Genomic DNA, 18,594 nt, shown 5'->3' with positions numbered 1-18,594 from the left:
CGCGGGGTGGAGCAGCCCGGTAGCTCGTCAGGCTCATAACCTGAAGGCCGCAGGTTCAAATCCTGCCCCCGCAACCACTGAGACTTGTAATAGCAGCCATTCCTTCTCCCGCTCGGCAGCAAGGCCTCGCAGCGGCGAAGGAATTTTGTTTTGTCGGCCAGCGACTTGAACGCGCCCGCTGAACGCATGCGGACGTACTCCGCCGATTGCTGACCCGCAATTCCCGTGAAACTTCACGCCAGGCTTCCTGCGCGGCCAGGATGGCTGCGAGGCGGCCATGGATGGTCAGCTCCGCCGATTTGCCGTCGGCGGATGGTGCGATGACCACTTTCTGAACCAGCTGGCGGGCGATCGATATCCAGCTCTCGTCGAATGCATCCTCTCGCGTCGACAGCATGGTTCTGACCGCCGTGATCGCGCTTCTGAGCAGGCCGCCATTGAGCGGCGGCGTCGCGACAGGCCCTGAAGTCGCCGGAAGGATATCCAATTGCCTGGCCAGCGTCAGGCGCTGCTGTTCCAGTTCATCGAGCATGTGGTCCAGGGCCGGGATGGCAGCGTGCCCGGTCATCAGACGTTCGGCGATCTTCTCGCCGATGGCTTTCTGCTTCGTCTCAATCGTGCTGATCTCGGTTCGCAGCCGTTCTGATTCCGCCGTCGCTCGTTGCTGACCGCGTGCAACCGCGGCCTTGTGTCGCGGTTGATCCGGTCGAGATTGTCAGCTCCGAGGAGATTGTCGGGCACGGCCGACACGACCCGTTCCTCGAGTTCGAAGCGGCTGATGGTCTTGCTATTCGTACAGACATTCCCGCCGAGGTGGTCGATCGGCAGCTTCTTCTGTCGATTGGTACAACCATATCGGTCCCTGGCCATAATGGCATAGGGACCGAAGCAATGGGCGCATTCCAAGATGCCGCTCAGCAGGTATTGCGGCCAGGGGCACGCTAAATCGGGCAGGTTATTAAGGCAAGTACGCTGGGGACCAGATCGCCCTGGCCCATCGCTATTGCTTTGTGTCCATGCTGACGAAGTCAATCCGGTTCATGCCCCTAAGGCGCGGGCCATGCTCCCACGCAGGCCGCTGTCGCCGCACTGCGCGTGCCGGCAGGCCCGCCCGTTTCGCTATCAAGGACCGACCAGCTACTGTTTTCGTTCTATTGGATTGTGCAACGCGGCGTTTCCGATCACTCTAGGCCGTCGCTTTCCGGCCTGCCTTTCGCTCGTCTGCGTTCGTCCAGCAGATTAAGCAAGTCAGTTAGATCGTCCGCATCGAAATAGTCGAGACCGGTCTGCGATATGCCTCGCCATCGAGCAGGCCAGCCGGTGAAGCGATCAATCACGCTCCACAAGCCGTTGCTGTCATCATGCAATTCGTATCGCTGGGTCATGCTGGCATTTTAGCGCGCCCTTAGACGCCGCGCTATCGCGCCACTAGAGTATCTGTGTGGCGGTTCGTTTAGCCGAATGTGACAACGCGAGGAATATCGGCTTCGTGGTCTTGCGGGCATGCCTCGGCCCGCTTCGCGGACCGGCTTGATCGCCTGGTGGCACGTGAGCTGTGGTGACAGTAGTTCCGACGTACCCGGCAATGTCACGCCGAGTATGTCGGTGCGGCGCAAAGGCGTGTTGGTATTCTTGACCCGCGCGGTGTGCCCTGCGAGGGCAGCCCTGCTGGTGCTGTTCGACAGGTGCACGATCACGGCTAGCTTGGGGTATTGAGAATACGCAGCGCTCGCGCTGCATTTTTAGGGTTGAGCCCTTCCATCTTCCATGAGCCGATCTCTGCAGTCTCTCCGGTGAAGAGGTGATAGATCGTATACGTTCCGTCGCCATCGAAACGGCGGCCATACTCATCGCGCTGTCCGGATCGGTTCGGCGCGCGCCCTTCGGATTCCCATGTGCTGAGGGCGAGCGCGTGTTCTTCGTGTTTGCTTTTCATCTGCAGCTCTCCTCCCCGCAGTCGCCTGCGCGACGACTGAACGCTGATCAGTTATCCGATGTTCAGCCCGTCAATCGGCTCCAGACTATCTTCGTTGCTCACGCGCTCTTGGCCGAGTTCATTATTGCGCATGCGATACTGAGGCGAATTGTCTCTCAGAGGGAGTTTGGCGGTGATCTGATAGGTTTCCGCCGCACGAGGGGAAATATTTGCACGATCCTTAAGCCGCACTGACAGACCGATCGGGAATAGATGATGGCGCATGGGTGTTGCCTATGGTGAAAGTGACGGGAAGATCGCGGCTTCGTTGCGATCGACTGCCGTCAGGCGTTCAAGCTCCTCAGGATCGATCGCTATCAGCCGCATTCGGTATTTGTTCTCGGCCGTGGCTGGTAGCTTGATAAAGGTCGCCACACGGCGATAGGCGAGCCAGGAGATGCCTTCGATCAATTCCTCGTCCTCATCGACCTCGTAGTCGCCAGCCGGGACCATTTCACCGAGGTCTGGCAACCAGAACGGTTGGTCAAAATGGACCGTTCGATGCGTCGTCCGGGCAAACATGCTGCCCTCCTGTTCCGTGGCTTCGTCGTCGTGAGATTAAACCGGCCCGTTTGGCGCACTTGAGCGCGCACCGCTCCGCTCTGTACTGCCGCATTGGAGCAAGGCCGCAATTGGCGGCCCGGACTGTGGATATGCGGAGCGGTGACCTTGGTTTCGTGCCTCTGATGAAGCAAAAAAGGCAAGTAAGAAGCTCTATCCATTAATTGTGGCATTACCGTGTATTTTTGAGATGAAAGCAGTTTCCGAAGAAAATAAAATTCGAATTCTCTAAATATAGGCGTGCCAGACGCGGCGCTATTTTGCGTATGGATGCCGAAATTTTCTACGAACACGGCTGAAACGTATTTGTTAATGAGGAGCTAAATTAGTTGTTTACTTTACCTATTTTATGGCGCACCGTAAAAAATCTGGATTGCCATTGGCTCCTGGTCCGAGCACGGGCCTGCAACGATCCCGATAATCAACCTGATTAAAGGGAATGAAATCATGACATTCGATCAAATCCTCGAGCGGACAAAGCCCTACGTGATCGGTCTGTTCGTCGGACTTTTCGCGGCGCCGATCATCGGCTTCAATGCTGGATGGATTACCACCACCACTGCCAGCACCCAAGCGGTCGAGGAGGCCAGAGTGGCTGCCCTTGCGGGCATCTGTTCAAGTGCGGCAGGGCGAATGGCATCTGCCAGCAGCACCGACCTCGCAACACTGAAGGGCTACGACAATCGTGCGAAGCGCGACGAACTCGTAGCAACCATTATGACCGATATCCAAGTTCCCGCGGACATCCTCGGCAGGGTCAGCACGAGTTGCAGTCGCACTTTATCTTGAAGCGCAGCGGACGCGGCGCTTTGGGTATTCCGACAAACGAAACTTAGGAAATGGCAATGAAAAATCTCATTCCCGCCCGCTTCTATACCTACGATTTCACGCGCCTGTTCGTATCGCTTGCCTTTACTCTGGCGATTGCCGTGATTGTCTATTCCGTCCTGTTCGGAGGCATCCTGTAGTCTTCTGATCATGCGCGCATCCGCACTACGAAGCTCCAAAAGTCTGGACGGACTTTGGGAGTGCCGCGCTGTCGAATGAACCTGGTAAGTTACCCCGACATTAGCTCCTTCAGGCGAGTAAAATGGACCTGACATTGGGAAGAGTTGGTCGGCATTTTATCCATGACACAGGCTCAGGGTTTCGCCTTCGCCATTCTGATCGGCCTAATGGTCGCTTTCATATGGGGACGGCTCCGTTACGACCTCATTGCGGTTCTCGCGTTGCTTGCCGCAGTTTTCACCGGCATCGTGCCGCATAAGGCAGCGTTCTCCGGCTTCGGGGATGACATTGTCATCATTGTTGCCAGCGCGCTCGTCGTCAGTGCCGCCATCGAGCGCAGTGGTGTCATAGAGGCGTTTCTCCATCGGGTGGCCCCGAGCGTCACCTCTGTACAGGGCCAGGTTGTTATTCTCGTGACGACCGTCTCGGTTCTGTCCGTCTTCATCAAGAACATCGGCGCGCTGGCGATGATGATCCCAGTCGCGTTCCAGATGGCGCGCCGGTCGAAAGCTTCCCCTTCGTCTTTTCTCATGCCGATGGCGTTCGGTTCCCTGCTTGGCGGGCTCACGACCCTCGTTGGGACATCACCGAATGTCGTCGTGTCCCGAATGCGCGAGGAGCTGACGGGCCGCCCCTTCAACATGTTCGATTTCACCCCTGTCGGCATAGGTCTCGCCGCGGCCGGAGTAGTCTTTCTGGCGTTTGGCTATCGGCTGCTCCCCGGGGAGCGTGAGGCGGTCCCGTCAATGGAGAAGGCGCTGAACATCAAGGACTACATGACCGAGGCTCGCATCACTGCCTCTTCCTCCGTCGTCGGCAAGTCGATCAGTCACCTGTCAGCCTTGTTGGACGACGAGGTCCTGGTCACAGGCCTTATTCGCAATCAGGTCGAACGTATGATTCCACTGCCGGATATTGTCCTTCGTCAGGACGATATCGTTCTGTTGGAAGGAGACCCTCAGGCGCTGGAGCGAGCCATCAGGCGCACGCGTCTGGAACTGGAGGGGCACGACCGTCCGACGGAAGCGAAGGGAGTAGACGAAGAGATTGCGGGAATTGAGGTGGTGATCGGCCCGAAGTCGGCCTTGATCGGGCAAACCGCCAAGCGCTTGGCGCTGCATGATCGCTTCAACATCAATCTGCTCGCAGTGAGCCGAAGCAGCCAGCGCTTCACCGAGCGATTGCGCGACATCGCATTAAGACCAGGCGACGTTCTCGTTTTGAAGGGCGATCTCGTACTTCTCCCCACAAAACTGGTGGAACTCGGTCTTCTTCCCTTGGCCGAGCGTGAAATTCGCTTGGGAAATCCGCGAAAGGGCCTGGTTCCGGTGCTGGTGCTGGCTGGTGCCATGGTGCTAACCGCTCTGGGTCTGTTGCCCGTCGCAACGGCTTTCTTTACGGCTGCGGTCCTGACGGTACTTCTCGGGTCACTTTCGCTCCGGGAAGCTTACGAAGCCATCGACTGGCCGATCCTGATCATGCTCGGCGCTCTCATTCCGGTCAGCGAGTCAATCCGGACGACCGGTGGTGCCGACCTAATCGCCGGCGGCCTCGCTCAACTTGCTAGCACTTTGTCCCTCTACGGCGCGCTTGCAATGATCATGGTGGTCGCAATGGCCGCAACGCCGTTTTTGAACAATGCAGCCACCGTTCTCGTCGTTGCCCCGATTGCTGTTACCCTTGCTCAGCGCCTTGGCTACAATCCGGACGCCTTTCTGATGGCAGTCGCGGTGGGTGCGGCCTGCGATTTTCTCACGCCTGTCGGACACCAGTGCAACACCTTGGTGCTGGGTCCGGGCGGTTATCGCTTCGGCGACTATTGGAGGTTGGGGCTGCCGCTCTCGTTCATTGTGCTCGTGCTGGGTGTGCCTTTGATCCTGTGGTTTTGGCCGCCAGTTTAGGGCAAAGCACCGCTGCACCGCGCCTGTTGCGCGATTGAGGGCTGGCCGGTGCCGATCCAGACTAGCGATGTGGATCGGCATTTTACTGCGCCCCTGCTGGTCCTGATCATGACACCCTGCGACCGGTTGGAACGCAGGGTGGGGAGGCTCTACGCTATGGCGGCCGACGACTATCGCCTGCCAGGAGACGTCAGCCAGGTCAACGCCAGAAGACCGAGGGTTGCCGAGATGACGGAAGCGCCGAGAACACCAAGTTTGACGGAGTTCAGAAGCTGGGGCTCGAAAGCAAGTTCGGCAATGAACAGAGCCATGGTGAAGCCGATCCCGGTCAGCAGGCTACCGGCTGCCAATAGGCTCCAGGGTAGCTCGTCTGGACGAGTCGCGAGGCGCAGTTTCACGGCGAGGAAACTCAAGAGCACAATGCCAGCGGGCTTGCCGACCACGAAGGCGGCGAAAATTGCGATCGTGAGGGGAATGTCGAAGTTTGCGTCTCCTATCGGAACGCCCGCGTTAGAGAGGGCAAAAAACGGCATGATCACGAAGGCGACCCAGGGATGGAGAGCCATCTCGAGACGCTCGATCGGCGACAGTGCTTCGCGCGTCGCGACGCCTGCCCGATGAAGGTCGCTGCGTGCCGCCGTGTCGCGGCTCGAATGATCGCCGGGCGGATGGGCGCTCACCCGGTCGAGTATCGCATGGAGGCGGGCGTCGCTCACCCAACTCCGCGCCGGCGTCATCAATCCAAGAACAACTCCGGTGAGCGTCGCGTGAACGCCCGATGCGTCGAATGCCAGCCAGATGCCACCACCTATCGCGAAATAGACCGGAATGCTGCGGATGCCCAGACGCGCGATAGCTGCGACGACGGCAAGTCCGAGGCCGGCGGTACCAAGTGCGGCCCAATTCAAGGCGTCGCCATAGCCGATCGCCACGACCAGGATGGCGCCGACATCGTCGAAGATCGCGAGAGAGAGCAGGAAGAGCCGCAAGCTCCCTGGTATGCGCGAACCGAGCACGGCAAGGCACCCGATGACGAAGGCCGTATCGGTGGACATCACGGTGGTCCAGCCGCTCGCACCCGGCCCGCCGCCGACAAGCAGAGAGAACAGACCGGGCGGCACCGCCATCCCGCCGAAAGCAGCGGCGACTGGGAGAGCGGCCATACGCGGGTTGCGTAACTCCCCCAGCACCAGCTCGCGCTTTAGCTCAAGGGCGATGACGAAGAAAAAGAGCGTCATCAGACCGTCGTTGATCCAGTGCTTCAGCGAACGGGAGATCTGAATGTCGCCAACTCTGATGCCCGCAGGCATCTCCCACAAGGCGAGAAATGACTTCGACCACGCGGTGTTCGCAAGGCTGAGCGCCAAGAGCGTGCTGAGCAAGAGGACAATGCCCGCCGTAGCCTCGATGCGGAGGAATTGCATGAACGGCTTGGTAAGCCGATCTGCCGGTTCCTGGGGAAGCCGTGAGAGGCTGTCGTTCATGCCGGGAATGGCTCCTGCGTTTCGATCGTGGCTGGCCCATGTTCCATGCCGCTATTGCAAGGCCGACACCTCATAAGTCCACACCCGGAACGACTTCAAGACGTGCGGCCCGAACGAGTTGATGAGGGGGACATCGGCCGCGTCACGGCCGCGCGCAACCACGATCCTGCCGACACGCGGCGTATTGTTGCGCGGATCAAACGTGTGCCATCCATCGTCCAGGAAGACCTCCATCCAGGCACTGAAGTCCATCGGGTCGACGACCTGGACGCCGATATCGCCGAGATGACCGTATAGCGTGCGGGAATGTTGAGGCAGCGGCAAAGTGTGACCGCAAGATGTGCGAAGTCGCGGCAGACACCAACGCGCTCATGAAAGACTTCGAAGGCCGTCCGCGTCGACCGGGCCTGCGTGTAGTCGAAGCGAATATGGTCATGCACGAAATCGCAGATAGCTTGCACACGCCCCCAACCGGGCGCGACCGCGCCGAACCTGTCCCAAGCGCTCTGGCTGAGACGGTCGGTCTCGCAATAGCGGCTGCCCATGAGATAGGCGAGGCAATCGTCCGGCAACTCCGGCACCGGGAGTTCCTGGGCGGCTGGCAGCACTTTGTCCGGTTTGCCGTCGTCCGAGATCGTGGCATCGCCCCATATCGTCAGGTCACCCGCCGGTGCGACAAGCCGCCGGCAGCGGTTGCCGAAGAGATCGCGATAGGTCGACGTCGGCACATCGGGAGCAGTGAATGTTGTTTCAGGAACCCGGATATCGGCCGCGCGATCCTCGTGGACCGACAGCAGGCATACCAACGCGGTCGGTTGCTGGAAGTTCAACGTGATCTCATAACCATAGCGGATCAGCATCTCGATCCATCCTTGCGGAAATCGGCGGCGGTCAGCGTGTAGGAATCAGGGCGGCCACTGAAATATAGGCCGTGCGTGCGACATCGTAGATGGACAGCCGCAACGCATCAAAAGCAGAAAGGAGCTTCGATTCCGAGATTTCCGACCTGCCCAATTCAGCATCCGATATCACGAGCGCATCGGCCTCGACGAAAACCGCACCTCGAACATACCGTCATGGCCGATGAATCGAACGGCGTTTCGCTTTTCATCGAGGCTGCGACTCGGATTCGGAAACAGAAGCGTATCCTCAGCGTGCCTCTGTTCCACGCAAAGCTGCCGCGCGGCGTCGCGATAGGCTGAGCCGCTTTATCCGGCGCTCTATATTGCGAAGGTTGCCGTTGACAGGCGCCGGTGCGCCTGCGGACACGTGATAGATCGCCAAGGGGCGATGGGCTTCGATGCGGCGGCCGTATTGGTCATCCATTAGCTCGGGTGCTGAAGTCCCACCCTCATTTTCCCAGATGCTGATCGCAAGTGCATGCCCGGTTTCAATTTCAGTGCGGTGGGCGTTCATGGTGTTGGCCTTTCATCAAGACTTTCGATCGTGTCGAGCCTGCTTGAATGGATCGTGCTCCCATCACCGTCGGTGATGGTCATGGCGTCCGGACGCTGCGGCATGTCGAGCGTCCTCAAAAGCTCCAGCGCAATCTCTATCGCCTCGTCGAGATCGGCAGCTTCCGCGGATTCGCGGCCGACGATCGCGTGCGCGTCGTCCACGTCCCGGATACGGTAGAACGCAATCACGATATTCATCGCCATCCTCTTGGTTCTACAGAAGCGTCATAACGGTCATTTTTTTGCCCGTGTCCTGCGACGGACTGCCGTTCGCAGCGGGCTTGATCTGTTTGCCGAATGTCTTTTCGATGAGAGTAGGACCTTCGTCGACAGACGATATGCGCACCGGCTCGAGTCTGTCCTGCGTCGTCACCCGTTCATGATGTTCGTCGTCATTTCGAATGCGATATTGCGGCGACCGCCGCTCGGCGGGAGCGTACCGGTGATGTGATAGACCGGCACAGCCGATCTCCGATACCCGCCCTTCACCCGAACGGCTTGCCCGACATTCAAAGGATGTGTTGCTGCGTCGCGGAGCATCGGACGGCCATTGCGTTGCAGAATGTTTGTAGCGGTCATGATTGTTTGTAGTCCTTTTGGAGTGCGGCTTCGAGATCAGCCGGATGATCTACATCATGTATGCAATGCGGGCACGCCCCGCAGGCATATGCATGAATGCGCATAGACGTTGCCAGACACCGGGGAGGCGTCTGCTTGGTGCGGCTGGTCCTGGCGGCGCTCTGCGGGAACAGAGGCGGTCCCGAAGCCGACACGACCGTGGTCGGTGCTCGAATGTCCGGTGCCAGAGTCGAACGAAGCGACACTACGGGTCCGGTCGGCGTAGGCGTTCGTATTAAGTTTCGTGGTAATGGCGGGGCCTTTGACGCCGCGCCGTTTTGGCTAGTCCAGCCAAATTAACGACTTTCTTATATGTGGGCCTCAAATCGGATTTAAGCAAGGTGCTCGGCTTCGTTGTTTTCGGCTGATATAAGGGGAGGTCTCAATTATAAATTCGCCCTCAATTCGCGGTTTTGACTGCGAGAAGGCGTCTGAAGGTCGGCAAGATCACAGATCGCGGCCAGTTCGCGAGCAACCAGGAACATCGAGACGCAGGCAGCGTTTAGATTGAGAGCCTTGATGGACTGGGAGGTGATGATGAGAAAGCACTCCCGCGAGATATCGCCTGAGGTGCGCGCGGCCATAAGCGCGTTTCTGAGCGTGTGTCAGAAGGAAGCCCGGCCGCTTGCGACTTCTGAGGCCCTCGGCGCACTGCGGCGTATTTTTCCTGATCTGGATATTTCAGATCCAGACCTGATGGATGCCATCATCAGCGAAGCATTCGTTGCGGGTTTCGACGTAGACAGCCCGGATCCTGCTTCCGTGGCGCGAATGAGGGATTCGCTGGAAGAATGGGATAATGAAGGCGGCGCAGTCGGCAAACCGGCGCGCAGCGAAACTCGCGGCGGGAGTGGCAATGACTCGGGGGGCACAAGGCGGCGGGCAAAAAGCGACCAAGGACCGGAATGAGTTGCTCTAACACGCCCGGGAGCGGCTCAGCAGGCTAACAAGCGGCCCTTCCCCGAATTTTATTCAGGTGTTTTACGCAAGTGGATGCTGTGCTGTTGCCGCTGCCTATACGGATCCAAACGTTCCCTTCCGATTTCAAGTGCCGGCCGGACTGCGGCCCAGAGGAGGAGGAGCAGCCCAGAGCATTTCAGAATACCTCCAGATAGCTGAGCAACGAAACTACGCCGACGACTACAACGACGACCTGAGCCATCTGCTTCATTGTTGAGTCAATCGGAAGTTTTTGCACGAGGTACAGCACCAGGAAGGCAAGGCCTGTGATCAGGATGCTTATGATGATGCTGCTTATTATGGTCATACCCAGGCCCTTTGAGCGGAGTGCCTTTCGGCAGTGACGGGTAAATGCGTCTGAGTTCTACAACGGGAGGCATGTCACGCCGAAATGCATCCTACCGCTCGGCGATTGAGCTCGCGGCCATTGGCCCACTTCCATCGGGCGAACGGGCGTATTTAAGCTTGACGAACTGTTTGCGGTCCCCGGCAATCAGCATGTAGAGCCTCGAAGTCCAGGTTCCTTCCGGTTCTTCGGATAGTTTCTCCGCATTGGTACTGTCTGAAAATTCGTTCAGAAATGGCTCAATAGGCACCTTCATGAACGCGACGGTGCAGGTCTCGACGGGCCTTCCGTCCCGTCGAGCCTTGGTGACGCCGATTACAACCGGTTCCGGAAGGGCCCGATCAGTGGCTATCCATCCACTTGAGGAATCAAGGTGCTCGAGAGGCGCGAGACGCTCGAAGTCGCCTTCTGGCAAAGGTTTCCATCCCTCTGCCGCGGCGGCGGATGCGATCGCGTCGAAGCTTGAACTTTGTGCAAGGCACGTCCGCTGGAATACTTCGACTGCCTCTGAAACGTCACCGGCAGGGAGCGCGATCGAACTCGGAGAAACAGCGGCCAGAAACGCTATGAGGTACCGCCAGCGCATCATAAGCTCCATTCGGTGTGGATCGAACTGCTGAGCTAAGAGGTTTGTTCCAACGGATGCCGTAGGCTGACCTGAAGAATGGATGAATCCGCTCCCCCGACAATCACGAGAAGCGTTAGCCGAGCTTCAGGGCACATAAATTGGTCGCCAGTAGGCAACAGAATACGAGGCCATGAAACCTCCCGCGGTTTTCAGGCAATTCTCCTATCGCTCTCGCCGACCGTGAAGCGAAGAATCTTGTAAGCGAACTCGGCGCCTGTCTAATCAGCGGACGCATTTTATTTTTTGATCTTCAGGAACATAACGCCTCAGGGCCGGTTACGCGATTGGGAACCAGGAAAGGCCTTACCGCGTGCCAAGCGATCAAATCTCCGTCCTGGTTGTCGATGACGAGTTTCTCCTCCGATACGATCCTGCCGTGAGCAAGACTTTGAAGTTTATGAGGCTTCAACCGCGGATGAAGCCATCGACTTGCTCACCGGGCATCCAGGCCTCCGTGCGGTGTTGACCGATGTTTGTATGCCTGGATCGATGGACGGACTGGAACTGGCGGCGCGTGTTCATGACCGCTGGCCACCGATCAAGATTTTCGTCGTTTCGGGTCGCCGTAAGGTGACGCCGGAGGAACTGCCCGAAGGAAGTCGGTTCATCATGAAACCTCTCCTCCTTGCCCGCGTTGCGGCCCAGATCCGGACAGCCGTTCAGCCGAGGTGAAGGACTCCATCACACAACAAAAAAGCCGGGCTCACCCGATCTTGCTGCAGCCATTGCCAGCCTTCCCTAACGTCCAGCCGAGCACCAGCAGATGGCCATGGGTCGCCTGTCGGGAAACTTTCACGAGCAGCGCTGTCCACTTCGGGGCCAACACCGGTAATTCCAAGGGCCGTGAATGAATGACCTCAAAGGGTCGATCTGTCCTGTTCAGATTACGTCGCCTTGGGGACAGCCGAAGCTCGGCTGCCCCGGCCCCGCTTGCGATCATTCTCTTTTCTGCCCAAGCAGCTTGCCTGGACCGCCATTGCAGCTCCATGGGACATTCGAGCTGAATTGTCTCAGCCGGCCCGGCGGTCGAATGAGCGGCTTTATATGGTCCTATTGTTCTCGATATCTAATATTCGTGTCGATATGTTTTCGGCGATGTCGCGGTCGTGGGTGACCAAAAGGACAGCGAGGCCGGTTTCCCTGACGATGTCCTGCAGGCACGTGATCACCTCTTTCTGGCTGACGGGATCGAGCCGTGACGTCGCCTCGTCCGCGAACAGAAATGCCGGGTCCAGCAGCAGGGCGCGCAGCAACGCAAAGCGCTGTAGCTCCCCGCCCGAGACCTCTTTGGGCAGACGATCGAGCAAATTCTTAGGCAGGCGCACGCGGTCCAGCAACCCCTCGACGGCTGTCCAATCCTTGGCATGGAGGCGCGCCAGATCGGTGAGCCCCTTGCGAATCGTCTGATGGGGCGCGAACGCGGCCGGTGGATCCTGAAAGAGCTTCTGAAAGCGGAGCCGCGACACCCCCGACTTGCGCTCGACCACTCCGGCCTCAGGCCGGATTAGGCCAAGAAGGATATTGCCGACCGTCGTTTTGCCGCAGCCGCTCGGCCCGAAGATCGAGACGATCTCGCCGGCGGCGACCGTAATGTCCAGATCGGAAAACAGGGTCCTGCTACCATAACGCTTTGCCAGTCCGCGTCCGGCAAGGACGACCTCACCGGAAGCCGTTGACGCCTTCCGTTCCCACCCTGCCGGCTCGGCGGCGAGAAGCGCTCTCGTATAGGCGTGCTCGGGCGCTTGGAGCAGCTTTTCCGTGGGAGCGTATTCGACCAGCCGGCCATCGAGCATGACTCCGATCATGCAGCCGATTGCCCTCGCGACGGCGACGTCATGGGTGATGGTCAGCAGCAAGCGTCCCGCTTCGACCTCTCGTTTCAGGCGGGCCGTCACCGAGTCCCGCAGCGCCGTGTCGAGGCCCTTCGTCGGCTCGTCCGCGATCAGAAGCTCGCTGTCGGCGGCGTGCGCCATCGCGATCGCTGCCCGCTGTCCCATGCCGCCCGACATCTGGAAGGGGTAAAGCGCTTCCGCATTGGCGAGGGAAACCCCGGCGAGGTTCTCCCTTGCAAGCGCATCGCTTTGGGTGGCATCCTTATCTTTGACGAAGCGGTGTATTTCTGCCACCTGCGGCAGGACGCGCATGGTCGGATCCAGCGCCAGCCACGGCTCCTGCGGCAGCAGGCAAATGTTCCGGCCCCAGCGGCGGCGTCGTTGGGCGGGCGTCTCCGCAAGAAGGTCCGTCCCGTTGAAGACCGCGCGCCCCGTCGCACGCAGCCCTGGCGGCAAATTGCCCATGATCGCCTGCGCCACGAGCGACTTGCCCGATCCGCTCTCGCCAAGGAGCGTTAGCGCTCGCCCCCGTCCGAGCGCAAGGGAGACATCGGATACGATCCGGCCAGCCGGGGAATCGATCGACAGGGCGGCGATCGAAAGATCCGGGGTTGCTTGAATGTTCATCGATGATCTCCCTGCGCGAGAGATTGAAGGCCAAGCACCAGCAGGAAGATCAGCGCTGCCGGCAGCAGCACATGCACAGGCGCCTCGGCGTAATACGGCAAGAGCTCCACGATCATGCTGCCGAGTTCAGGCGTGGGAGGCTGCAGGCCAACGCTGATGGCGCTTAATGTCGACACCGCGATGATGGCCGTCGCCATGGCAAAGGCCGAAAGCGTACCGATCATCGGTGCGATCACCGGCAGAACGAGATTGACGAGGATGTAGCGCGAGCCGAAGCCGAGCATGCGCGCCGCCTCAATATGCGGCTGCGCGAGGACGGTCTTCGTCGTCGCCTTTGTCACACGGTAGAACTCGACCCAAAGGGTGAGCGACATGCCCAGGAACAGCGGACCATAATTGCCGGGCGCGAAGGCTAGCAGCAGCAGCACCAGCATCAGACCGGGTAGTGCCAGCACAATTGTGGCCGTCAGTTCCAGAAACCGCTCCGTCCAGCCGCCTTTCCACGCGGCGGCAAGACCGAACAGAACGCCAGGGACCGCGGCCGCGAGCATAGTCAGGAAAGCGAGGCCGAAGGAAAGACGGGCGCCGTGGGCGAGGCGCGCGAGGAGGCTGCGGCCGTAATGATCGGCTCCAAGCAAGAAGTCGCCGCCGATCGGGGCGAGGCTGGCGCTAAAATCCTGCGCTGCAGGATCGGCAGGAATGAGGGCCGGTCCGATGATCGCAAAGCCACCGACCAAGCTTAGAATGCCGGCGCCGAACATGCGCCCGGTGGTCAGTCGCCCTTTCGGCCGAGCAAAGGACAGATCGCCGATCGTACTCATGCCGTTCTCCTCACGCGCGGATCGAGCCAATGCGTCAGAAGGTCGACAATGGCGGCGATGACGACGAACATCAGTCCCATCACCAGCGCCGTCCCCTGGACCATGGGAATGTCCCGTTCGACGACCGCGTGGACCAAGGCGTGGCCGATGCCCGGATAGGCAAAGAGCGATTCCACGACGACAACCCCTTCGACCAGGTAGACGGCCTGCAGTCCGATATAGGAGACGATGGGGATCGCGGCGTTCCGAAGTCCATGCCGGCGGACGACAACCGATTCCTGCAGTCCCTTGTATCGGGCGAAGGCGAAGTATGGTGCTTTTACGACCGCAGCGACCGAATTGCGCGTGATCCGGCTCGACATGGCGGCGAGCCCAAGAGCGAGCGTCAGTGCCGGCAGCAGGATCTCACGTGGCGAGCCAAAACCGGCTGGCGGCAACCAGCCGAGCTGCTTCGAAAAGATCAGCATCAGAACGAGGCCGAGCACAAACGGCGGAATGGCGCGGAAGATCACCGCACCTGCGAGGCCCAGACGGTCAATGGCGCTCCCCGGCTTCAACCCCGCGAAAACCCCGACGACGGGTCCGATGAGAACCGACAGCGCCAGCGCCGATGCGGCAAGCCACACGGAAGCGCCGAGCTGCACCTGCAGCTCATGGACGACCGGCGAACCCGTGACGAGCGAATGTCCGAGGTCAAGGCGCAGAAGGTCGCCTAACCACTCGAGGAACTGGGCCGCCATCGGGCGGTCGAGGCCCAGCTCCAGCCTGACTTTTTCTGCCGCTTCGGCAATCCGCGCATCCGGCCCGTAGCGGCCGGCAGCAATGCGCATGGCGGCATCGCCCGGCAGCACCCGCATGAGGACGAAGCACAGAGCCCCAACCACGACGGCCACCAGCACCGCCTGGACGAGGCGCGGAAGAAGGAAGTTTCGCATCGCGCTCTCCCCGTTACTCCGCCCAACGGATGGCGGACAGGCCATAGTTCACTTCAAGCGGATCAACCGTGACGCCGGTGATCCTCTTGTTCGAGACAATGGCGAGCTCCGACCAGGTGATGGGGATGCTTGGCAGCTCTTGCTGCAGAATCTCCAGGGCCCGGCTCTGAAGCGGAGCGCGGGCCGCCGCATCGCTCGTCGCCGCTAGTTGTTCGACGACGCTCTGGATTTCCTTGTTGTCCCATGCCATCGAACCCCAGTCGCTGCCACCGGCACCATAATCCTGGAGCAGTGTGCCAACGGGGTCCGGCACGATGGAGTAGAGCCGGGAGATCAGTCCCATCTCCAATGTTCCATCCTGATGGCGCGCGGGAATTTCCGAGCTGTTACCCACGGATACCTTCACCTCTATTCCTACTTGTCGAAGCTGGGCCTGGAGTGCCGTGGCGATGGGCGGCAGTTCGGGCCAACTGGAATAGGTCAGCAGCGTCACGCTGAACCGCTTGCCATCCTTTTGCAGAACACCGTCGCTTCCGGCTTTCCAGCCCGCCGCGGCCAAGAGTTCCTTCGCCCGGTCGACGTCCCGCACGAGCGGCGGGATGTCGCGGGAATTCCAGCCCTTCATCGCAGGCGGGAAAAGCTGGGTTGCAGCAAGGTCGGCGTTGCGTAGGATCACCTTGGTGATTCCAACGCGGTCGATCGCTGCGCTGATCGCCTGCCGCTCCTCGACCTGGTCGAAGAAAGGCGATGCCGCGTTGACCTTGAGAACGCGCGTGCGGGGAATGGTGGCAATCTGCACATCGAGTTTCAGATTGGCTTTCAATCGATCCACCGAAACCGGCAGCATGGAAAACACCAGATCGGCTTCACCGCTTTCCGCCATCAGCGCTCGGGTCTCGCCTTGCCCCACTGCGAGATAGCTGACTTCCTCGATCGCGGGCTTGCCGCCCCACCACCCGCCGGAGGCCTGCAATTCCAGGCGTGCCGGAGCGGTAAGGCTCTTCACCTTGTAGGGTCCGGACCCGACGATCTGCGTGACTTTGCCGGCCGCATCGTATGAAGAGGGTGCCAGCACGATGGTGCTGAAATGCACGAGATAGGCGGGCAGGGCAGAGAATGGTTTCGTCAGCCGGATCACCACGTCACGCCCCTCACTGGTGATGTCGGCGAGCGGCGCTTGTGAGAGCACGCCGACACCCGCAAGAGCTCGCGTCAGGCTGGCGGCGGCCGTTTCCGCCGTCACGGGCGTGCCGTCATGAAAACGCGCGTTCTCGCGGAGCGTAAAGCGCCATATCAGACCGTCGCCGCTGACGCTCCACCGATCCGCAAGCGCGGGCACGATCTTGCCATTGTGGTTGGCGGTCACAAGAGTTTCGGCGACTTGCAATCGGCTGAAGACATAGCCGGTCTGGGCCGGATCAATGCCGGTAATCTCCCATGGGCCGGCAACCTTGAGCACCTCGGCATGGGCCGGGTTGAGCGTCGCGGCGACGCCGAGTGCAACCGTAGTGAGCAGCACGAACAGTGTGCGCATTCAGACCTCCAAACATTTTTTCCGTGACGAAGATGGATGCAGAGTGCATGTGTCTCGCCCTCGATAGGTTACGTTATTACATTCGTCAAATGGAAAGTTACGTAATAACATTATAGATGCGTCACGAACGCGACACGCATAAGCCGGGAGGCAGCGGTGACTTCTCGCCGCGCTCCACGGCTCGGCAAAGAAGTCTGCGTGCCAGTACAGGACATTCCATGTGTGATCGGCGGGCGACCGCTCTGGGTGTGCGCCGTGCCAAGGCGGCGCTTTCCAGTGGGTGCAAGTGCACCCGGCAACCGCTCCAGCCGGGAATCAATCGGAGCAGGCATGGAGGAGACGACATGTCTGAAGCCTTCGATTAGCGGGTCACGAAATTGGTGACCGCGCGAGTGTGTAGGCCGCAACGCGAGTGAACGCCGAGCAACCCTCGAAAAGGTCGATGTGCAGGCCGACCCGTCAACCCTTGCGGGGAAGGCTGATATGGATGGGTGAGTTTGAGCGACGTTTGAGCCCATCTGCTGCACCGGGGTAGTTGCGGCAGCATGTACACAAGGAAAGCGCACGCAACACGGGAAGCCCCAGGACGTGGTCAGGGATGACCAACCGGACGCCCGCGAGGGACAGGCCGGGCGGCCTGGGGTGGCGGAGAGGCTCGTAGTACCGGAGAAGCCGGGTAATGCCGGTGGAGGGAAGGGGCCTCAGTTCAAGACGAGCGCAACAAGTGGAGAGGGACCGGAGATTGGGAAACCTATCAACTCCGACAAGTGTTCAGAAACTGCAGACGGCGTTCCACGCGAAAGCGAAGGCAGAAGCCGGCTACCGCTTCTACGCCCTGTACGACAAGATCAGCCGCGAGGATGTTCTGGCCCATGCCTATGCTCAGTGCCGCTCGAACAAGGGCGCACCGGGGGTAGACGGTCGCGACTTTGCGGACGTCGAAGCGTAAGGGCTAGAGCGGTGGCTTGGTGAACTGGCGCTTGCGCTCAGAAAGGAGACCTACCGACCGGAACCAATCAGACGCGTGTTCATACCGAAGGCCAACGGCAAACTCAGGCCGCTGGGCATCTCGACCGTGCGAGATCGGGTCTGCATGACGGCAGCGATGCTGGTGCTGGAACCGATCTTTGAGGCCGACCTTCCACCGGAACTCTATGCCTACCGTGTCGGGCGCAACGCCCAGCAGGCGGTGACCAAGGTGGAGGAGACGCTGTTCCGTGGTCATCCTGAAGTCGTCGACGCCGACCTCGCGGACTACTTCGGGAGCGTTCCGCATTCAGAACTGATGAAGTCGCTGGCGCGCCGGATCGTTGATCGGCGGGTGCTGCACTTGATCAAGATGTGTCTGGAATGTCCCGTCGAAGAAACCGATGATCGAGGCCGGAAGACGCGAACGACGGAGGCGCGGGATAAGCGGCGCGGCATTCCGCAGGGCTCACCCGTCTCACCCTTGCTGGCGAACCTCTAAATGCGCCGGTTCGTGCTGGGATGGAAGAAGCTCGGGCTTGAGCAAAGCTTAGGCACGCGGCTCGTCACCTACGCCGACGACCTCGTGATCCTGTGCAGGAGGGGCAATGCGGAAGCGGCGCTCCAGTGCCTGCGCATGACCATGGACAAGCTGAAGCTGACGGTGAACGAGGACAAGACACGCATCTGCAAGGTGCCGGAGGGCGACTTCGACTTTCTGGGCTACACGTTCGGACGGATGTACTCTCCGATAACCGGCCACGCCCGCCTGGGCTACCGGCCATCGAAGAAAAGCATCAGGCGCGCGGTCGAGACTGTCCACGCGCTGACCGACCGAAAGGGTACATGGCAAGAGACCACACTGCTGATAGCAAAGTTGAACCGCACGCTGCGCGGCTGGCGAACTACTTCTCGGTAGGGACCACCAGCAAGGCGTATCG

General features: G+C 60.0%; 19 protein-coding genes, 1 tRNA gene and 5 pseudogenes. 8 read left to right on the top strand and 17 right to left on the bottom strand.

The genetic code is table 11. The features are described 5' to 3' along the window. Positions 1-77: transfer RNA gene (locus CO664_RS28310), tRNA-Met, on the top strand. Here the strand turns inward: CO664_RS28310 and CO664_RS30480 are convergent. From CO664_RS30480 to CO664_RS28290, 5 genes are all read right to left on the bottom strand, one after another. Beyond that, positions 56-568, bottom strand: a complete 513-nt coding sequence (locus tag CO664_RS30480; RefSeq protein ID WP_141471819.1) for a hypothetical protein — start codon at positions 566-568, stop codon at positions 56-58. The genes CO664_RS28310 and CO664_RS30480 overlap by 22 nt on opposite strands. Before the next feature lie 613 nt (positions 569-1,181). Further along, the gene (locus CO664_RS28305) at positions 1,182-1,385 is read right to left on the bottom strand and encodes a hypothetical protein (RefSeq protein WP_083854341.1); all 204 of its coding nucleotides are present in this window, start codon (positions 1,383-1,385) and stop codon (positions 1,182-1,184) included. Positions 1,386-1,699: 314 nt separating this feature from the next. After that, positions 1,700-1,936, bottom strand: a complete 237-nt coding sequence (locus tag CO664_RS28300; RefSeq protein WP_097527053.1) for a hypothetical protein — start codon at positions 1,934-1,936, stop codon at positions 1,700-1,702. A gap of 51 nt (positions 1,937-1,987) precedes the next feature. Next, on the bottom strand, positions 1,988-2,200 hold the full coding sequence (locus CO664_RS28295; RefSeq protein ID WP_097527054.1) for a hypothetical protein: 213 nt from the start codon (positions 2,198-2,200) through the stop codon (positions 1,988-1,990). A gap of 9 nt (positions 2,201-2,209) precedes the next feature. Next, complete coding sequence (locus CO664_RS28290; protein ID WP_097527055.1) at positions 2,210-2,497, bottom strand: hypothetical protein; 288 nt, start codon at positions 2,495-2,497, stop codon at positions 2,210-2,212. A gap of 486 nt (positions 2,498-2,983) precedes the next feature. Here CO664_RS28290 and CO664_RS28285 point away from each other — a divergent pair, with 486 nt between their 5' ends. The 3 genes from CO664_RS28285 to CO664_RS28275 all read left to right on the top strand — a co-directional run bounded on the left by CO664_RS28285 (position 2,984) and on the right by CO664_RS28275 (position 5,445). Then, on the top strand, positions 2,984-3,325 hold the full coding sequence (locus CO664_RS28285) for a hypothetical protein (protein WP_176536701.1): 342 nt from the start codon (positions 2,984-2,986) through the stop codon (positions 3,323-3,325). Positions 3,326-3,381: 56 nt separating this feature from the next. Next, on the top strand, positions 3,382-3,504 hold the full coding sequence (locus CO664_RS31615) for a hypothetical protein (RefSeq protein WP_014761927.1): 123 nt from the start codon (positions 3,382-3,384) through the stop codon (positions 3,502-3,504). 162 nt (positions 3,505-3,666) lie between these two features. Beyond that, positions 3,667-5,445, top strand: coding sequence for an SLC13 family permease (locus CO664_RS28275; RefSeq protein WP_097540611.1), 1,779 nt, complete (start codon positions 3,667-3,669; stop codon positions 5,443-5,445). Between the two features lie 170 nt (positions 5,446-5,615). Here the strand turns inward: CO664_RS28275 and nhaA are convergent, their stop codons facing one another. The 6 genes and pseudogenes from nhaA to CO664_RS31775 all read right to left on the bottom strand — a co-directional run bounded on the left by nhaA (position 5,616) and on the right by CO664_RS31775 (position 8,965). After that, positions 5,616-6,929, bottom strand: a complete 1,314-nt coding sequence (gene nhaA / locus CO664_RS28270) for a Na+/H+ antiporter NhaA (RefSeq protein ID WP_097540610.1) — start codon at positions 6,927-6,929, stop codon at positions 5,616-5,618. Positions 6,930-6,980: 51 nt separating this feature from the next. Then, a pseudogene (locus tag CO664_RS28265) lies at positions 6,981-7,789 on the bottom strand (transglutaminase family protein). After that, a pseudogene (locus CO664_RS28260) lies at positions 7,783-8,098 on the bottom strand (DUF1488 domain-containing protein). The pseudogenes CO664_RS28265 and CO664_RS28260 overlap by 7 nt, the downstream one beginning before the upstream one ends. Then, on the bottom strand, positions 8,079-8,345 hold the full coding sequence (locus CO664_RS30475; protein ID WP_141471817.1) for a hypothetical protein: 267 nt from the start codon (positions 8,343-8,345) through the stop codon (positions 8,079-8,081). The pseudogene CO664_RS28260 and the gene CO664_RS30475 overlap by 20 nt, the downstream one beginning before the upstream one ends. After that, positions 8,342-8,584 (bottom strand): hypothetical protein, encoded by a 243-nt coding sequence (locus CO664_RS28255; RefSeq protein ID WP_097540609.1) that lies wholly within the window; start codon positions 8,582-8,584, stop codon positions 8,342-8,344. Before CO664_RS28255 ends, CO664_RS30475 begins: the two co-directional genes overlap by 4 nt. A gap of 16 nt (positions 8,585-8,600) precedes the next feature. Continuing rightward, positions 8,601-8,965 (bottom strand): annotated as a pseudogene (locus tag CO664_RS31775) (hypothetical protein). A 558-nt stretch (positions 8,966-9,523) separates the two neighbouring features. On the opposite strand from CO664_RS31775, the pseudogene CO664_RS28245 reads away from it, so the two are divergent. Beyond that, positions 9,524-9,923: pseudogene (locus tag CO664_RS28245) on the top strand (hypothetical protein). 177 nt (positions 9,924-10,100) lie between these two features. On the opposite strand, the gene CO664_RS31040 reads toward CO664_RS28245, so the two are convergent. Then, positions 10,101-10,271 (bottom strand): Thivi_2564 family membrane protein, encoded by a 171-nt coding sequence (locus CO664_RS31040; protein ID WP_086022817.1) that lies wholly within the window; start codon positions 10,269-10,271, stop codon positions 10,101-10,103. 91 nt (positions 10,272-10,362) lie between these two features. After that, on the bottom strand, positions 10,363-10,896 hold the full coding sequence (locus CO664_RS28235; protein ID WP_141471815.1) for a hypothetical protein: 534 nt from the start codon (positions 10,894-10,896) through the stop codon (positions 10,363-10,365). A 471-nt stretch (positions 10,897-11,367) separates the two neighbouring features. Here CO664_RS28235 and CO664_RS28230 point away from each other — a divergent pair, with 471 nt between their 5' ends. Continuing rightward, positions 11,368-11,610 (top strand): hypothetical protein, encoded by a 243-nt coding sequence (locus tag CO664_RS28230; RefSeq protein ID WP_337441811.1) that lies wholly within the window; start codon positions 11,368-11,370, stop codon positions 11,608-11,610. A gap of 368 nt (positions 11,611-11,978) precedes the next feature. Here CO664_RS28230 and CO664_RS28225 read toward each other — a convergent pair whose 3' ends face one another. Genes CO664_RS28225 through CO664_RS28210 form a run of 4 tightly spaced genes read right to left on the bottom strand, consistent with a single transcriptional unit; the run spans position 11,979 to position 16,612 of the window. Further along, complete coding sequence (locus CO664_RS28225; RefSeq protein WP_097540608.1) at positions 11,979-13,397, bottom strand: ATP-binding cassette domain-containing protein; 1,419 nt, start codon at positions 13,395-13,397, stop codon at positions 11,979-11,981. Further along, the gene (locus tag CO664_RS28220) at positions 13,394-14,218 is read right to left on the bottom strand and encodes an ABC transporter permease (RefSeq protein ID WP_097527065.1); all 825 of its coding nucleotides are present in this window, start codon (positions 14,216-14,218) and stop codon (positions 13,394-13,396) included. The genes CO664_RS28225 and CO664_RS28220 overlap by 4 nt, the downstream gene beginning before the upstream one ends. Continuing rightward, complete coding sequence (locus tag CO664_RS28215) at positions 14,215-15,153, bottom strand: ABC transporter permease (RefSeq protein ID WP_037426954.1); 939 nt, start codon at positions 15,151-15,153, stop codon at positions 14,215-14,217. Before CO664_RS28215 ends, CO664_RS28220 begins: the two co-directional genes overlap by 4 nt. 13 nt (positions 15,154-15,166) lie before the next feature. Continuing rightward, the gene (locus CO664_RS28210) at positions 15,167-16,612 is read right to left on the bottom strand and encodes an ABC transporter substrate-binding protein (protein ID WP_234820053.1); all 1,446 of its coding nucleotides are present in this window, start codon (positions 16,610-16,612) and stop codon (positions 15,167-15,169) included. A gap of 817 nt (positions 16,613-17,429) precedes the next feature. Here CO664_RS28210 and CO664_RS31035 point away from each other — a divergent pair. Further along, a complete protein-coding gene (locus tag CO664_RS31035) occupies positions 17,430-17,636 on the top strand; it encodes a hypothetical protein (RefSeq protein ID WP_202859970.1) in 207 nt (68 codons plus the stop codon). Between the two features lie 75 nt (positions 17,637-17,711). After that, positions 17,712-18,572 (top strand): annotated as a pseudogene (locus tag CO664_RS31480) (reverse transcriptase domain-containing protein). Positions 18,573-18,594: the final 22 nt, after the last annotated feature.

It is taken from the genome of Sinorhizobium sp. NG07B (genome assembly GCF_002532005.1).
Taxonomy (GTDB): Bacteria; Pseudomonadota; Alphaproteobacteria; order Rhizobiales; family Rhizobiaceae; genus Sinorhizobium; species Sinorhizobium fredii_C.
The sequence above is the reverse complement of the archived record's forward strand: the minus strand, read 5'-3'. Positions and strand labels throughout refer to the sequence as shown.

Bases quoted from the DNA above. Each gene is read 5' to 3' on its own strand.
- CO664_RS30480 (WP_141471819.1), bottom strand. From the start codon at position 568: ATGACCGGGCACGCTGCCATCCCGGCCCTGGACCACATGCTCGATGAA.
- CO664_RS28305 (WP_083854341.1), bottom strand. From the start codon at position 1,385: ATGACCCAGCGATACGAATTGCATGATGACAGCAACGGCTTGTGGAGC.
- CO664_RS28300 (WP_097527053.1), bottom strand. From the start codon at position 1,936: ATGAAAAGCAAACACGAAGAACACGCGCTCGCCCTCAGCACATGGGAA.
- CO664_RS28295 (WP_097527054.1), bottom strand. From the start codon at position 2,200: ATGCGCCATCATCTATTCCCGATCGGTCTGTCAGTGCGGCTTAAGGAT.
- CO664_RS28290 (WP_097527055.1), bottom strand. From the start codon at position 2,497: ATGTTTGCCCGGACGACGCATCGAACGGTCCATTTTGACCAACCGTTC.
- CO664_RS28285 (WP_176536701.1), top strand. From the start codon at position 2,984: ATGACATTCGATCAAATCCTCGAGCGGACAAAGCCCTACGTGATCGGT.
- CO664_RS31615 (WP_014761927.1), top strand. From the start codon at position 3,382: ATGAAAAATCTCATTCCCGCCCGCTTCTATACCTACGATTTCACGCGC.
- CO664_RS28275 (WP_097540611.1), top strand. From the start codon at position 3,667: ATGACACAGGCTCAGGGTTTCGCCTTCGCCATTCTGATCGGCCTAATG.
- nhaA (WP_097540610.1), bottom strand. From the start codon at position 6,929: ATGAACGACAGCCTCTCACGGCTTCCCCAGGAACCGGCAGATCGGCTT.
- CO664_RS30475 (WP_141471817.1), bottom strand. From the start codon at position 8,345: ATGAACGCCCACCGCACTGAAATTGAAACCGGGCATGCACTTGCGATC.
- CO664_RS28255 (WP_097540609.1), bottom strand. From the start codon at position 8,584: ATGAATATCGTGATTGCGTTCTACCGTATCCGGGACGTGGACGACGCG.
- CO664_RS31040 (WP_086022817.1), bottom strand. From the start codon at position 10,271: ATGACCATAATAAGCAGCATCATCATAAGCATCCTGATCACAGGCCTT.
- CO664_RS28235 (WP_141471815.1), bottom strand. From the start codon at position 10,896: ATGCGCTGGCGGTACCTCATAGCGTTTCTGGCCGCTGTTTCTCCGAGT.
- CO664_RS28225 (WP_097540608.1), bottom strand. From the start codon at position 13,397: ATGAACATTCAAGCAACCCCGGATCTTTCGATCGCCGCCCTGTCGATC.
- CO664_RS28220 (WP_097527065.1), bottom strand. From the start codon at position 14,218: ATGAGTACGATCGGCGATCTGTCCTTTGCTCGGCCGAAAGGGCGACTG.
- CO664_RS28215 (WP_037426954.1), bottom strand. From the start codon at position 15,153: ATGCGAAACTTCCTTCTTCCGCGCCTCGTCCAGGCGGTGCTGGTGGCC.